The 14,271-nt window shown below is 66.8% G+C and carries 12 protein-coding genes; 5 read left to right on the forward strand and 7 right to left on the reverse strand.

The features are described from left to right. Nucleotides 1-3: 3 nt before the first annotated feature. From flhD to AC5I49_RS25450, 4 genes are all read right to left on the reverse strand, one after another. Nucleotides 4-330: a flagellar transcriptional regulator FlhD gene (gene flhD / locus AC5I49_RS25435; protein ID WP_012204159.1), complete on the reverse strand. Its 327-nt coding sequence runs from the start codon at nucleotides 328-330 to the stop codon at nucleotides 4-6. A gap of 319 nt (nucleotides 331-649) precedes the next feature. Next, nucleotides 650-1,558: a sulfurtransferase gene (locus AC5I49_RS25440; RefSeq protein WP_017406381.1), complete on the reverse strand. Its 909-nt coding sequence runs from the start codon at nucleotides 1,556-1,558 to the stop codon at nucleotides 650-652. A 93-nt stretch (nucleotides 1,559-1,651) separates the two neighbouring features. Then, nucleotides 1,652-2,557, reverse strand: a complete 906-nt coding sequence (locus tag AC5I49_RS25445; RefSeq protein ID WP_017406382.1) for a DMT family transporter — start codon at nucleotides 2,555-2,557, stop codon at nucleotides 1,652-1,654. 323 nt (nucleotides 2,558-2,880) lie between these two features. Beyond that, entirely contained in the window at nucleotides 2,881-4,020 is a 1,140-nt protein-coding gene (locus tag AC5I49_RS25450; RefSeq protein WP_016448933.1) for an aromatic ring-hydroxylating oxygenase subunit alpha, read from the reverse strand. A 340-nt stretch (nucleotides 4,021-4,360) separates the two neighbouring features. Here AC5I49_RS25450 and xseB point away from each other — a divergent pair, with 340 nt between their 5' ends. From xseB to AC5I49_RS25475, 5 genes are all read left to right on the forward strand, one after another. Further along, nucleotides 4,361-4,597 carry an exodeoxyribonuclease VII small subunit gene (gene xseB / locus AC5I49_RS25455; RefSeq protein ID WP_016448932.1) on the forward strand — a complete coding sequence of 79 codons (237 nt, stop codon included), beginning with the start codon at nucleotides 4,361-4,363 and terminating at the stop codon, nucleotides 4,595-4,597. A gap of 8 nt (nucleotides 4,598-4,605) precedes the next feature. Continuing rightward, nucleotides 4,606-5,556, forward strand: coding sequence for a polyprenyl synthetase family protein (locus tag AC5I49_RS25460; RefSeq protein WP_277849581.1), 951 nt, complete (start codon nucleotides 4,606-4,608; stop codon nucleotides 5,554-5,556). Nucleotides 5,557-5,759: 203 nt separating this feature from the next. Further along, entirely contained in the window at nucleotides 5,760-7,640 is a 1,881-nt protein-coding gene (gene dxs, locus AC5I49_RS25465; protein WP_017405740.1) for a 1-deoxy-D-xylulose-5-phosphate synthase, read from the forward strand. A gap of 264 nt (nucleotides 7,641-7,904) precedes the next feature. Beyond that, nucleotides 7,905-8,987, forward strand: a complete 1,083-nt coding sequence (locus tag AC5I49_RS25470) for a TRAP transporter substrate-binding protein (protein ID WP_016452489.1) — start codon at nucleotides 7,905-7,907, stop codon at nucleotides 8,985-8,987. A gap of 196 nt (nucleotides 8,988-9,183) precedes the next feature. Beyond that, nucleotides 9,184-10,263 (forward strand): TRAP transporter substrate-binding protein, encoded by a 1,080-nt coding sequence (locus AC5I49_RS25475; protein WP_016448928.1) that lies wholly within the window; start codon nucleotides 9,184-9,186, stop codon nucleotides 10,261-10,263. Between the two features lie 146 nt (nucleotides 10,264-10,409). Here AC5I49_RS25475 and AC5I49_RS25480 read toward each other — a convergent pair whose 3' ends face one another. From AC5I49_RS25480 to AC5I49_RS25490, 3 genes are all read right to left on the reverse strand, one after another. Next, nucleotides 10,410-12,242: a TRAP transporter large permease gene (locus AC5I49_RS25480; RefSeq protein WP_046241392.1), complete on the reverse strand. Its 1,833-nt coding sequence runs from the start codon at nucleotides 12,240-12,242 to the stop codon at nucleotides 10,410-10,412. Between the two features lie 17 nt (nucleotides 12,243-12,259). Next, the gene (locus AC5I49_RS25485) at nucleotides 12,260-12,868 is read right to left on the reverse strand and encodes a TRAP transporter small permease subunit (RefSeq protein ID WP_016448926.1); all 609 of its coding nucleotides are present in this window, start codon (nucleotides 12,866-12,868) and stop codon (nucleotides 12,260-12,262) included. Between the two features lie 176 nt (nucleotides 12,869-13,044). Next, on the reverse strand, nucleotides 13,045-14,235 hold the full coding sequence (locus AC5I49_RS25490; protein ID WP_047217784.1) for a helix-turn-helix domain-containing protein: 1,191 nt from the start codon (nucleotides 14,233-14,235) through the stop codon (nucleotides 13,045-13,047). Nucleotides 14,236-14,271 lie beyond the last annotated feature (36 nt).

The following is a 14,271-nucleotide window of genomic DNA, read 5'->3' on the forward strand; positions in this document are numbered from 1 at the left end:
GGATCAGAGGACTTCGGAAACGCGGCTGGCCATCAGGATGTTGGCGTGCAGCGTATTGGTCGCACCGTTGCCGATCTTGTTGCTGCTGTGGTTGGTCAGCAAGCTCCAGACCATTTCGTCGTCCACGCGGAAGCTGGCGAGCAGGGTATTGCGCGAGGCCAGCTTCAGCACCTGGGCTGCCGACAGCGCGGCCAGCAGGTCGCAGGATTCTTCGTTCAGTCCCAGGCGGAACACCGCTTCCGCCTTGTCCTGGCGGATCAGGGTCTGGGCCAGCATCAGGTAAGTGAGGTTGGCTTCGCGGATTTCGGCAAGCAGCTGTTCATTGTTCATAGGACCATCCTTTGCATCTCGGCAGCCGCAACACCGGGGTAGAAACAAGATGTTCAACCTGTTGCGATCTGTTGGGATGGATTGTGGAGGAGGGTCCCTGGCCGTTGAAGTCGGGGCAGGTCTGCGCCGGATGTCTGGTTGTGAGACGGCGTTTGTAAGATTTACCTTACACCTGTAGCAAGGTTTGGATGACTCGATTTCGCTCGGCCTCTGCCGTCCGGGGGGCTGGGAGCAGGCCGCTGCAGTGGTGTTGTTGCATGTCGGCCTTTTGACACAGTGCTGTCATTGTGCAGCCTCCCAGGGGCGGGCATAAGCCGAATTAGCCGCGCTCCACCGGCCTCTTCGGGTCACTGCACCACTCGCTCCAGCTGCCCGCGAAAAGCCGTGCCGGCGGCAGTCCTGCAATGCGCATGGCCAGCAGGTTGGGCAGGGCGCTCACGCCGCTGCCGCACTGGTGGACCACGCTGGCCGGATCGCGGCCGGCCAGCAGCCGGTCGAACTCGGCGCGCAGCAGGGCGGCGGGCTTGAAGCGGCCGTCGGCCGCAATGTTTTCGGTGAAGGGCCTGTTCAGTGCGCCCGGGATATGGCCGGCCACAGGGTCCAGCGGCTCGACCTCCCCGCGGTAGCGGGCCGGGGCGCGTGCATCGACCACGGTCTGGCCTGCGCTGCCCAGTGCATCGAGCACCTGCTGTGCCGTCACCAGCTGCTGCAGCGGCTCGTGCAGCTCGAAGTTGGACTGAAAGCGCGCGCTTTCCTCGCCCGATGCCACAGGCTGGCCTGCGGCCTGCCAGGCCTGGAGACCTCCGTCGAGCACGGCCACATCGCCATGTCCGGCCCACTGCAGCATCCACCACAGGCGCCCGCAGTAGTTGGCGCCGTTGCGGTCATAGACCACGGCCTGCATGTCGTTGGAAAAACCGATCTCCGACAGCCACATGGCAAACAGCTCGCGGCTGGGCAGCGGGTGGCGGCCGCCCGAGGCGGCCTGCTCGCTGGCCGCCACGCTGCCATGTGCGCCGGGCACGCCGTGTTTTGCGCTGAGGTCATGGTCCAGGTCGGCGAAGACGGCGCCGGGAATATGCGCCTGCAGGTACTGCGCCTTGCCGGCCGTGGGTTGGGCCAGGTCGAAGCTGCAGTCAAAGACCATCAGCGGACGGCCGCCGGACTGCAGCGCGGCCAGTTCCTGGACGGAGATCAGGGTCTGGTAGGAGGAGGTGTTGGATGTCATGGATGCGGAACTCCGAAAGCCAGCGCAGGCGGCGGTGCGCCTGCGGCAAAAGGTCCGATCCATTATGCGACGGCCCCAGGCGGGCCGTCGCCGTCAGCCGCGTGAACGCAGGGCCGTGGCCAGTGCGCCGCTGGCCACGATCAGCACGATGCCGGCCCAGCCGATCAGCGGCACGCTTTCGCCGAACAGCGCCAAGCTCAGCAGGGCGGCAAAGACGATGCCCGAGTACTGCAGATTGGCCACCACCAGGGTATTGCGGCTGTTGCCGGCCGAAGCGTAGGCCGCCGTCATGCAGACCTGGGCCACGGCAGCCAGCACGCCCACGGGCAGCAGCCACAGCGCGCGCCAGCCCGGCCAGGCGGACACGCCCGTGAAGCACATGGCCAGGGCGCCGGCCACGGCCGAGCCCAGTGCGAAGTAGAAGACCACGCGCGCCTCGGGCTCGCCCATGCGCGACAGCGTGGCCACCTGCATATAGGCCATGGCGGCGAACACCCCGCCGATCAGGCCGCCCGCGCTGGCCACGAATTCCTGCGGCGCCGCGCTGGGGCGCAGCACCAGGATCACGCCCACGAAGCCCAGGGCCACGGTGGCGACCAGGCTCCAGGGAAACGGCGGCAGTGCGCGCAGCGCATGCGATTCGGGCTGGCGGCGAAGCTGGTGGCGCAGCAGCAGGCCCTGGCCGATCAGAAACACCGCCATCCAGATGCTGCTCATGGAGTTGAACGTGGCCGCCGTGGCCAGCGGCAGGTGGCCGATGGAGTAGAACCAGGCGCCCATGGAAGTCACGCCCACGAAGCTGCGCCAGGCATGCTCGCGCGGGTAGCGCGTGGCCAGCGAAATGCCCTGGTGGCGCGCCAGCCACCACAGCGCCACCATGCTGACCAGCCCGCGGTAGAAGACGATCTCCGCCGCGTTGAAATCCTGGGAGGCGAACTTCACACACACACTCATGACCGCAAAGATGAATGCGGCCGCCACCATCCACAGGGCTTGCATATTAATGACCGGATAGAGCCGCACAAGGACCGCGGCGCTGGACGAGAAAAGGGTTGGGTTTTGTTTTTGGCGCATGCCGCCTGGCTGTCTACGGCCCGGGGCCGCGGCAGGGGCACGCGCAAGGCACTGTATTGCATAAGCCAAGACATTGGGTCTGCCTCGGGATGCATTGCAGTCGCCAGCCCTGCCCATTGGGCACACCAGGGCGCTTGCATTCAGAAGAGCTGTGCGGCGGGCCTGCCGCTCGATGAAGGCGGCCCGATGCAGGAGGCCCAATGCAGACGGCCCGCACGAATGCGGGCCGTCGGAAGAGCCGGAGCCGATCAGCGTGCGGGGACTGCGTCGCCCATCACGCCGCGATACCACTCATGGAAGTGCTGCATGCCGTCTTCCATGGGGCTCTGGTAGGGGCCGACCTCGTTGTCGCCGCGCTCGTACAGCGCCCTGCGGCCGGCGTCCATGCGCTCGCCGATCTCGTCGTCCTCGATGCAGGTCTCCATGTAGGCGGCCTTTTGCGCCTGCACGAATTCGGGCTCGAAGGCGGCGATCTCTTCGGGGTAGTAGAACTCGACCACGTTCAGTGTCCGGTCCACGGCCAGCGGGTGCAGGGTCGAGACCGTGAGCACGTGCGGATACCACTCCACCATGATGTGCGGGTAGTAGGTCAGCCAGATCGCTCCGCGTTCGGGCAGCTCGCCGTTGCGGTAGGCCAGCAGCACGTCGTGCCACTTCCTGTAGGTGTCCGAGCCGGGCCGGGCAAAGCCGGGCGCCACGCCCACGGTCTGCACCGAGTACTCCCTGGAAAACTCCCACTGCAGGTCATCGCAGGTCACGAAGTTGCCCAGGCCCGGATGGAACGGGCCCACGTGGTAGTCCTCGAGGTAGACCTCGATGAAGGTCTTCCAGTTGTAGTTGCACTCGTGCATCTCGACATGGTCGAGCACGAAGCCCTCGAAGCTCAGCTGCTCGCGCAGCTTCATGCCGGCGAGGTCGGCCTCGATGTCGCGGCCGTTGTCCTCGAACAGCAGGCCGTTCCACTCGCGCAGCCGGTAGTTGTTCAGGTTCAGGCAGGGATCGTGGCTGAAGTGCGGTGCGCCCAGCAGCTCGCCGCTGGTGCTGTAGGTCCAGCGGTGCAGCGGGCAGACGATGTTGCCCCCCGCATGGCCCTTGCCTTCGGTCATCAGGTTGCCCCTGCCCTTGAGCATCACGGCCTGGCGGTGGCGACAGACGTTGGAGATCAGCTCCACCTGCCCCCTGGCGTTGCGCACCAGCGCACGGCCTTCCTTTTCCTGGGGCAGGGCGTAGTAGTCGCCTATCTCGGGAACGGCCAGTTGATGGCCCACGTAGCGCGGGCCGCGTTGAAAGATGGTCTCCAACTCACGCTGGAACAGCGCAGGGTCGAAGTAGCTGGAAACTGGTAGTTGGCTTGCGGCCTGCTGCAGTTGAAGACTTAAATCAGACATGGGTGACCTGACCTAAAGACTCCCCACAGGGAGGGTGCGCGTGCGCACGGGATTGGAAAAAGCAAAACCGGCCGTTCCTGAACATGGAGACAGGCTTCACGACTTGAAAACAAGCGGCGCTCGAGGCGTCCTGTCTTGTCGGTGAGCCCGACCGCATGCCTAGGCAAGGGGCCGGTTTGGCGGGGAATGGGATTATAGCCCGTGGGGTTATTTCCGGATGCCCGGTACGTGTATTGCAAGCGGCCGATGGCGCCTGTCAAGGGCTGTCCGGTTATTGGCGGCGCGGTCGCGGAGGGACGCCTAGAATCGTCGGTTCCCCACAACGCACTGCCAACGCCACATGCCCAAGGCTGCCCCCAAGGCTCCCGCCGAGCCCACCAGTTACGAATCCGCGCTGCAGGAGCTGGAGCAGCTCATCGCGCAGATCGAGTCGGGCCAGCTGCCTCTGGAGCAGATGCTGGCCGGCTACCAGCGCGCGGCGCAGCTGCTCGGCTACTGCCGTGGCCAGCTCGACGCGGTGCAGGAGCAGGTCAAGGTGCTTGACGAGGGGACCCTGGCCCCTTGGAGCCAGGATTGAAGATTGCCATGAGTGCCCTGATGACTTCCGCTTCCGATGTTTCCCAGGCGCCGGGCCTTGGCGCGCTGGATTTTCCCTGCTGGATGAACGACCGCCTGGCGCGCACCGAAAGCGCGCTGTCCCAATGGGTGGGCGTGGATACGCCGGCCGGCCTGGGCGAAGCCATGCGATACGCCGTGCTCGATGGCGGCAAGCGCCTGCGCCCGCTGCTGGTCTGGGCTGCGGCCGAGGCCGTGGCCGGCCTGCCGTCGGCCGCCGTGCGTGCCGGCTGCGCCGTGGAACTGATCCATGCCTATTCGCTGGTGCACGACGACATGCCCTGCATGGACAACGACGTGCTGCGCCGTGGCAAGCCCACGGTCCATGTGCAGTTCGGCGAGGCCTCGGCCCTGCTGGCCGGCGATGCGCTGCAGGCGCTGGCCTTCGAGCTGCTCGTGCCCGCGCCCGACGAGGCTGACGGCATGCCCGATGCGCTGCAGGCACGGCTGTGCCGGCTGCTGGGCCGTGCCGCAGGCGCGCAGGGCATGGCCGGTGGCCAGGCCATCGACCTGGCCAGCGTGGGCCTGCAACTGAGCGAGGCCCAACTGCGCGAGATGCACCGCCTCAAGACCGGCGCCCTGCTGCATGCCAGCGTGCTCATGGGCGCAGCCTGCAAGGAGGGCGTGGATGCCCAGGCCTGGCAGGCGCTGTCCGACTACGGGCAGGCGCTGGGCGTGGCCTTCCAGGTGGTGGATGACATCCTCGACGTGGTGGCCGACTCGGCCACCCTGGGCAAGACGGCCGGCAAGGACGCGGCCAACGACAAGCCGACCTATGTCTCGCTGCTGGGCCTGGACCAGGCCCGCGCCCATGCCGACGAGCTGTGCGCCCTGGCGCACGCGGCGCTGGCGCGCAGCGGCCTGCCGGACACGCGGGCCCTGGCGGCACTGGCCGACATGGTCGTGAGCCGCACTCACTGACAATGAAGCACCCCCTGAGTCGCTTCGCGCCTTCCCCCTCTCTACCCGCTTCGCGGGGGAGGGGGACGACACCCTCGCTGCGGGGCGGCCCTTGCTCGGTGTCCCTTGGTGGGGGCGCGCTACTTGCAAGGGTGGCGTTCGATGCCACAGGCAACTGATACGAAAATATGGGCGATGGTCTTGCGGCCATCAAGATACCTAGCATGACCACGAACACCTACTCCCTGCTGCAGACCATCGACGATCCCGCGGATCTGAGGCGTCTGTCGCGTGCCGAACTCAAGACCCTGGCCCAGCAGCTGCGTGCCTATGTGCTCGACAGCGTCTCCAAGACCGGCGGGCATCTGAGTTCCAACCTGGGCACGGTGGAGCTGACGGTGGCGCTGCATGCGGTGTTCGACACGCCCTACGACCGCGTGGTCTGGGACGTGGGCCACCAGACCTATCCGCACAAGATCCTCACGGGCCGGCGCGAGCGCATGGCGTCGCTGCGCCAGTTCGGCGGCCTGTCGGGCTTTCCGCAGCGCGCCGAGAGCGAGTACGACACCTTCGGCACGGCCCACTCCTCCACCAGCATCTCGGCCGCCCTGGGCATGGCCCTGGCCGCCAAGCAAAAGGGCGAGGACCGCCGCGCCATCGCCGTCATCGGCGACGGCGCCATGACGGCTGGCATGGCCTTCGAGGCGCTGAACAACGCCGGCGTGACCGATGCCAACCTGCTGGTCATCCTCAACGACAACGACATGAGCATCAGCCCGCCCGTGGGCGCGCTCAACCGCTACCTGGCCCAGCTCATGAGCGGGCAGTTCTATGCCAAGGCGCGCGACATGGGCAAGAGCGTGCTCAAGCAGGTGCCGCCGCTGCTGGAGCTGGCCAAGCGGCTGGAGCAACAGGCCAAGGGCATGGTCGTGCCGGCCACGCTGTTCGAGAACTTCGGCTTCAACTACATCGGCCCCATCGACGGGCATGACCTGGACTCGCTGATCCCCACGCTGGAGAACATCAAGAGCCTCAAGGGCCCGCAGTTCCTGCATGTGGTCACGAAGAAGGGCCAGGGCTACAAGCTAGCCGAGGCCGACCCCGTGGCCTACCACGGCCCCGGCAAGTTCGACCCCAGCGTGGGCCTGGTCAAGCCGGCCACGCCCCCGAAGCAGACCTTCACCCAGGTCTTCGGCCAGTGGCTGTGCGACATGGCGGACAAGGACCAGCGCCTGGTGGGCATCACGCCGGCCATGCGCGAGGGCTCGGGCATGGTGGAATTCCACAAGCGCTTTCCGGGCCGCTACTACGACGTGGGCATTGCCGAGCAGCATGCCGTCACCTTCGCGGCCGGCATGGCCTGCGAGGGGCTCAAGCCCGTGGTCGCCATCTACTCGACCTTCCTGCAGCGCGCCTACGACCAGCTGATCCATGACGTGGCGCTGCAAAAACTGCCCGTGGTCTTTGCGCTGGACCGTGCGGGCCTGGTCGGCGCCGACGGCGCCACGCATGCCGGTGCCTACGACATCGCCTTCGTGCGCTGCGTCCCGCACATGAGCATGGCCTGCCCGGCCGACGAGCGCGAATGCCGCCAACTGCTCACCACGGCCTACGAGCAGGACCATCCGGTGGCCGTGCGCTACCCGCGTGGGGCGGGCGTGGGCGTGGCCCCGCTGGAGAGCCTGCAGGGCCTGCCCTTCGGCAAGGGCGAGGTGCGCCGCGAATCGGCGGCGAAGAAGGTCGCCATCCTGGCCTTCGGCACCTTGCTGTATCCCGCGCTGACCGCAGCCGAGGCGCTGGACGCCACCGTGGTCAACATGCGCTGGGCCAAGCCGCTGGACGAGGAACTGCTGCGCCAGGTGGCCTCCACGCACGAGCTCATCGTCACCGTGGAAGAGGGCTGCATCATGGGTGGCGCAGGCAGCGCCGTGGCCGAGTCGCTGCAGGCTGCCGGCATCACGCGACAGCTGCTGCAGCTGGGCCTGCCCGACGAGTTCATCGAGCACGGCGATCCCGCCAGGCTGCTGGCCCTGCAGGGGCTGGACGCGGCCGGCATCGAGGCGTCGGTGCGCGCCCACCTGGCGCCCGAGCGCGCCGTGGCCTGAAGATGGGACGGGCCTGTGCCCCGCGATGGGGCGCATCGCGCATGCCGAGCAGGACTACGCGGGGGAAAACCCCGTCCGCGCTTGCTTTGCGGCGTTTTTAGAATCGATACCACCTGATACAGTGTGAATGCACGTGCGAACGTGCGTTTTTTTTGCCGCCGGGCCCCCAAGGCAGAAGCGGCCCCTCGGAGGGGCAGCGGACCTTGCGCAGCAAGGGGTGGTGGTGGCTTTTTCTGACTGACAACACATCGCGGAGAGACATTCATGGACCGTCGTTCGATCATCAAACATGCGGGAATCGCCGGCGTGCTGGCTGTGGGAGCCGCACCCGCAGTCCACGCCCAGGAGGCGGTCCGCTGGCGTCTGGCCGCGAGCTTTCCCAAGTCGCTGGACACCATCTTCGGCTCGGCCGAAATGTTCTCCAAGACGCTCAAGGCGATGTCGGGCGGCAAGTTCGAAGTCTCGGTGCATGCGGCCGGTGAGTTGATGCCCGCCTTCGGCGTGGTCGACGGCATCCAGAACGGCACCATCGAGATGGCGCTGACGGCGCCCTACTACTTCACCGGCAAGGACTACATCTTCGCCTTCGGCTGCGCCGTGCCCTTCGGCCTGACGGCGCGCCAGATGGATGCATGGATGGAGCACGGCGGCGGCCGCAAGCTCATGGACGAGTTCTATGCCCAGTACAACATCAAGAGCCAGAGCGCAGGCAACACGGGCACCCAGATGGGCGGCTGGTTCCGCAAGGAGATCAAGTCGGTGGCCGATCTCAAGGGCCTGAAGATGCGCCTGGGCGGCGGCCTGTTCGGCGACGCCATGCTCAAGCTCGGCGTGGTCGCGCAGAACATGCCCGTGGGCGAGGTCTACCAGGCGCTTGAAAAGGGCACGCTGGATGCCGTGGAGTTCGTGGGTCCGTACGACGACCAGAAGCTGGGCTTCAACAAGGTCGCTCCCTACTACTACTACCCCGGCTGGTGGGAAGGCGGCGCCGAGCTGGAGTTCTTCATCAACACCAAGGCGTATGCGGCCCTGTCGCCCGAGTACAAGGCCATGGTCGATGCGGCCTGCAACGTGGCAGCGCGCGACATGACGGCCAAATACGACGCCAACAACCCCGTGGCGCTCAAGAAGCTGGTGGCCGACAAGACCCAGCTCAAGGCCTTCCCCAAGGACTTCATGGATGCCGGCTACAAGGCCGTCATGGAGATCATGGCCGAGCATGACGCCAAGTCGCCCATGTTCAAGAAGATCAACCAGAGCCTGCGCACCTTCCAGCGCGACCAGCTGCTGTGGGAGCGCTTCTCGGAGTTCCGCTACAACAGCTACATGACCACGGCCAAGCTGTAAGCAGGTCTGCAGCCAGCAGCACGCACAAGGACGGTCCATGCCTTCCACGCCTGCAGGCCAAGCCCGCGTCCCCTCTGCGAAATGCAGCGGGGACGGCGGGCTTTTTTGTTCCGATGATGTATGTGGGCCGAGCTGCCAAGAGCAGTCCGGCCTTTTTTGAATGCTCTCAAGCAGAGCGAATCAGGAGGAGACAGAGATGGACAGAAGAAAAGCACTCAAGCACGCCGGTCTGGCCGGCGTATTGACTGCCGCAGCGGCGCCAGCCGTTCATGCGCAGGCGGCGGTGCGCTGGCGCCTGGCGTCCAGCTTTCCGCGTTCGCTGGACACCATCTACGGCTCTGCCGAGGTGTTTTCCAAGGCGATCAAGGAAATGTCGGGCGGCAAGTTCGAGGTGTCGGTGCATGCGGCCGGCGAGCTGATGCCCGCCTTCGGCGTGGTCGATGGCGTGCAAAACGGCACGGTGGAGATCGCGCACACGGCGCCCTACTACTTCTTCGGCAAGAACGAGGCCTTTGCCATCGGCGGCGCCATTCCGTTCGGCATGAACTCGCGTCAACTCACGGCCTGGAACGTGGACGGCAACGGCGGCAAGCTGATGCGCGAGTTCTATGCCGAATACGGCATCGTCAACTTCCTGGGCGGCAACACCGGCGCCCAGATGGGGGGCTGGTTCCGCAAGGAGGTCAAGACGACCGAGGACATCAAGGGCCTGAAGTTCCGCATCGGCGGCTTCGCGGGCCGGATCATCGAGCGCATGGGCGGCGTGCCCCAGAACATCCCGGGTGGCGAAATCTACCAGGCGCTGGAAAAGGGCACCATCGATGCGGCCGAATGGATCGGCCCCTATGACGACCTCAAGCTGGGCTTCAACAAGGTCGCGCCGTTCTACTACTACCCCGGCTGGTGGGAAGGCAGCCTGAACCTCGAGTTCTACGTGAACCAGAAGGCGCTGGCCGCGCTGACGCCCGAGCAGCGCGCCATGGTGCAGGCCGCCTCGCACGAGGCCCATGTGGTCACCCAGGCCCGCTACGACGCGCGCAATCCAGGCGCGCTCAAGCAACTGGTGGCCAGCAAGGCCAAGGTGCTGGCCTTCCCGCAGACCGTGCTCGATGCCTCCTACAAGACCACCATGGCGGTCTACGCGGAGCTGGCCGAGAAAAACCCTGCATGGAAGAAGATCTACAGCGACTACCGCAACTTCCAGCGCGACGAGGTGCTGTGGTTCCGCTTCGCCGAGGCGCGCTACGACGCCTTCATGTCGGCGCAGAAGCTGTGAAGTCGCGGCGCCCTCGGGCGTCATGCGCGAAAGCCGGGCACTGCCCGGCTTTTTTCATGCGCGCAGGGGACCGGCGCACGCCGGGGTCCGAACGAAAAAAGGCCCCGCGGTTGCGGGGCCTTTGCTGTCCTTGAGGGAGCCTGCGATCAGCTGCCGGACTTGCTCTCGCCCGGCGTGGCCGGCTGCTCGCGCTGCAGCTGGTCCTGCAGCGCCTTGAGCGCATCGTCCTCACCGCCCGCCGGGGCCGAGGGCTCGCCAGGGGGGCCCTCGGGTGCGGGGGGCTGGTTCGCGCCGTCGCCGTTGAACATGGGGTCGTTGAAGTCGATGGCCTCGGGCATGGATGCCTCCATCTCCTGGCGCACCTTGTCCAGGTCGTACTCCACCTTCTTGTCCAGCCCGCTGGAGACGATGCCGGGGAAGATGATGATCAGGGCCACCATGACCAGCTGGATCAGCAGGAAGGGGATGGCGCCCGCATAGATCTGCATGGTGGTCACGGGCTCGGTCATCTTCTTGGTGACCTTGTCCACGTAGGCCTTGGCCGGGGCCACGCTGCGCAGGAAGAACAGCGCGAAGCCGAAGGGCGGGTGCATGAACGAGGTCTGCATGTTCACGGCCAGCAGCACGCCGAACCAGACCAGGTCGATGCCCAGCTTGTCGGCCACGGGGGCCAGCAGCGGCACGACGATGAAGGACAGCTCGAAGAAGTCCAGGAAGAAGGCCAGCACGAAGATCATGATGTTGACCACGATCAGGAAGCCGATCTCGCCGCCGGGCAGGGACACCAGCAGCTCCTCCACCCACTTGGGGCCGTCCACGCCCTGGAAGGTCAGGCCGAACATGGTCGCGCCGATCAGGATGAACATCACGAAGCACGACAGCTTGGTGGTGGACATCAGCGCCTGCTTGAGCAGGTCCATGCTCAGGCGGCCGCGCACGAAGGCCATGACGGCCGCGCCCAGCGCGCCCATGGCGCCGCCTTCGGTGGGGGTTGCCACGCCCAGGAAGATGGTGCCCAGCACCAGGAAGATCAGCAGCAGCGGCGGGATCAGCACGAAGGTCACGCGCTCGGCCATGCGGCTGAGCAGGTGCAGGCCCGTGAGCTTGTTGAACATGGCGGCGATGAAGGCCAGCGCCACGCCGAAGCACATGGACACCACGATGGTCTCGTCCAGAGCGACCTTCTCCACCACATCGCCGGACCACCAGGTGTGCAGCTGGGGCATGTACTGGGCGACCACCATCGAGGCGGCCACGCACAGCACGGTCAGCACCAGGGTGGAGGGCAGGCCGGAGTTGCCATTGGGCTCGCGCAGCGTGCGCGCCTCGGGCGGCAGGGCGGGCACCATGGCGGGCTTGAAGATGGCCAGCACGACGATGAACAGCGCATAGAAGCCCGTCAGCATCAGGCCCGGCAGGAAGGCGCCCTTGTACATGTCTCCCACGCTGCGGCCCAGCTGGTCGGCCAGCACGATCAGCACCAGGGACGGCGGAATGATCTGCGCCAGCGTGCCCGAGGCCGCGATCACGCCCGAGGCCACCCGGCGGTCATAGCCGTAGCGCATCATGATGGGCAGGGAGATCAGGCCCATGGAGATCACCGATGCCGCGACCACGCCCGTGGTCGCCGCCAGCAGCGCGCCCACGAAGATCACCGCAAAGGCCACGCCGCCGCGCACGGGGCCGAAGAGCTGGCCCACGGTCTCCAGCAGGTCCTCGGCCATGCCGCTTCGCTCCAGTATCAACCCCATGAGGGTGAAGAACGGTATGGCCAGCATCGTCTCGTTCTGCATGATGCCGAAGATGCGCAGCGGAAGGGCCTGCAGCAGGGCTTCGGGCAGCACGCCCAGTTCGATGCCGACAAAGGCGAAGAACAGTCCGCAGGCGCCCAGGCTGAATGCCACGGGAAAACCCACGAGCAGGAAAAGTATCAGCCCCGCGAACATGATCGGGGCCAGGTTGTGGATCACGAATTCCATGATGTCTGTTTCCCCGATCAGGCGCCTTGCCCGCTTTTGTCCTTGGCTCCTGCCAGCCCGCGCAGGGCTTCGGCCAGGTCTTGCTCTGCGGTCTTCTCGCCCTTCTTGGCCGTGGGATCGTCGATCAGGCCCTTCAGGAAGGCGATGCGCTTGATCAGCTCCGACATGCCCTGCAGCAGCAGCAGCCCGAAGCCCAGGGGAATCATCAGGTAGACGGGCCAGCGCACCAGGCCGCCTGCATTGCCCGACATCTCGCCGGTCTGGATGGCCTGGATCACGAACGGCGTGCCGAACCACAGGATGGCCAGCGCCATGGGGGTCAGGAAAAAGACGAAGCCGAAGATGTCGATCCAGATCTGCGTGCGCTTGGACAGGCGGCTGGCGATCACATCCACCTTCACGTGCTCGCCCTGCAGCAGCGTATATCCGGCGGCCAGCAGGAAGGAGGCGGCGAACAGGTACCACTGCACTTCGAGGTAGGCGTTCGAGCTGGTGTGCAACACCTTGCGCACGATGGCATTGATGCCGCTGATGACCGTCGAGGCCAGGATCAGCCAGATAAGGCATCGCCCGACCAGGCTGTTGAGCCAGTCGACCCCTCTTGAGAATTTGAGCAAAGCCTGCATGGTGTCTCCAAAAAGTAGGCTGTATTGGGTCCGTCGCCGTACGCCGGCCTGTAGGCCGGCGCGCAGCGCTCTTGTCGGCGCATGGACCAAAGCCGTCGATTCTACGGAGACCCGAACGCCGCAGGCGGCCTGCTCCCCCTAAAAGAAATCCGTGTGAACCCGAGGAAACGTCCCGTTCAGGTTGTCGCGCGGGGCCTGCGGGCTCCCAGTTTTCGGTACATCGTGGCCCGGCTGATGCCCAGCGCGCGGGCGGCCCGGGTCACATTGCCCTGGGCATCCTGCAGGGCCTGCTCGATCAGCACGCCCTCGCTGGCGCGCAGCGGGCTGGCCTGGGCGGCGGCAGCGAGTGCCGCCGTGCCCAGCGCAGGCAGCAGCTGGCGCAGCTGGGGCCCGGGCTGCACCAGTGCCTGCAGCCGCAGGCCCGACCACAGCGGCAGGCGCAGCGGTTCGTTGGGGCGCTGGCGCGCATGCTCCACCAGCGCCGTCCAGGGCATGGCCAGCAGTTCGCTGCAGTGCAGCGGCTGGCCCGGCTGCGCCAGCGGCTGGGGCACCAGCTGGCGCGCCAGGGTATTGCTGCCCGCCACATGCCCTTCGGCGTCCACGGCCAGCAGGCCTTCGCCCTCCTGACCCAGAGGCCCGCCGGGCCAGTTCAGGTGCAGCAGCAGCGCGTGGGGCAGGGCGCGCAGCAGCCGGTCCTCGATGGCGCGGGCGCAGCGCAGCGCCAGGTGCATCAGCTCGGGCCGCTCGGGCACGTCCACGCCCGTGATGTCCAGCATGCCCAGGCAGCGGCCGTCCGGGGCGTACAGCGGTGCGCCCGCGCAGCTGTAGTGGCGGTTGGCCTCGAAGAAATGCTCGGCCCGGTGCAGCCAGACGGGGCCGTGCTCGGCCAGGGCCGCACCGATGGCGGTGGTGCCCACGCCCTGCTCGGACAGGTCCACGCCCACACGGGCGATGGCCTGCACGCGGATGTCGCTGCGGTCCAGCGGCCCCTGCACGTCCAGCACGGTGCCGTGCGCATCGGTCAGCAGGCTGAAGTAGCGCATGGCGCCCACGGCGCCCACCAGCTGGGTCATCACGGGGTGCGCCGCCTGCAGCAGCGCCTCGTGGCCGTCACGTGCCTGGCGCAGCGCATGCGGCCCCAGCGCTTCGTAGACCACGCGCTCGCCCGGGCGGCGGCCTGCCGCCAGGCAGCGCTGCCAGGAGCGCCACAGCCAGGGCGCGATGCCGGCAGGGGTGGCGGGCAGAGTGGCAGGCGGCATGCCGGCCAGCGCCTGCTCGCCGAAGGCCAGGCTGCGGGCCCGGGCGATCTGCGCGTGGCGCGGATCGGCGGGGCAGGGCTGCGCGGCGTCGGGGCTCAGGGCGAACATGGGGCGGGGACTCCTGTGGCTGGCTGGCAAGGGATT

The sequence above is a fragment of the Delftia sp. genome, from assembly GCF_059499305.1.

Coding starts and splice junctions, on each gene's coding strand:
- AC5I49_RS25440 (WP_017406381.1), bottom strand. CDS start 1,558: ATGACATCCAACACCTCCTCCTACCAGACCCTGATCTCCGTCCAGGAA.
- AC5I49_RS25460 (WP_277849581.1), top strand. CDS start 4,606: ATGAGTGCCCTGATGACTTCCGCTTCCGATGTTTCCCAGGCGCCGGGC.
- AC5I49_RS25480 (WP_046241392.1), bottom strand. CDS start 12,242: ATGGAATTCGTGATCCACAACCTGGCCCCGATCATGTTCGCGGGGCTG.
- AC5I49_RS25470 (WP_016452489.1), top strand. CDS start 7,905: ATGGACCGTCGTTCGATCATCAAACATGCGGGAATCGCCGGCGTGCTG.
- AC5I49_RS25485 (WP_016448926.1), bottom strand. CDS start 12,868: ATGCAGGCTTTGCTCAAATTCTCAAGAGGGGTCGACTGGCTCAACAGC.
- xseB (WP_016448932.1), top strand. CDS start 4,361: ATGCCCAAGGCTGCCCCCAAGGCTCCCGCCGAGCCCACCAGTTACGAA.
- AC5I49_RS25450 (WP_016448933.1), bottom strand. CDS start 4,020: ATGTCTGATTTAAGTCTTCAACTGCAGCAGGCCGCAAGCCAACTACCA.
- AC5I49_RS25490 (WP_047217784.1), bottom strand. CDS start 14,235: ATGTTCGCCCTGAGCCCCGACGCCGCGCAGCCCTGCCCCGCCGATCCG.
- AC5I49_RS25475 (WP_016448928.1), top strand. CDS start 9,184: ATGGACAGAAGAAAAGCACTCAAGCACGCCGGTCTGGCCGGCGTATTG.
- dxs (WP_017405740.1), top strand. CDS start 5,760: ATGACCACGAACACCTACTCCCTGCTGCAGACCATCGACGATCCCGCG.
- AC5I49_RS25445 (WP_017406382.1), bottom strand. CDS start 2,557: ATGCAAGCCCTGTGGATGGTGGCGGCCGCATTCATCTTTGCGGTCATG.
- flhD (WP_012204159.1), bottom strand. CDS start 330: ATGAACAATGAACAGCTGCTTGCCGAAATCCGCGAAGCCAACCTCACT.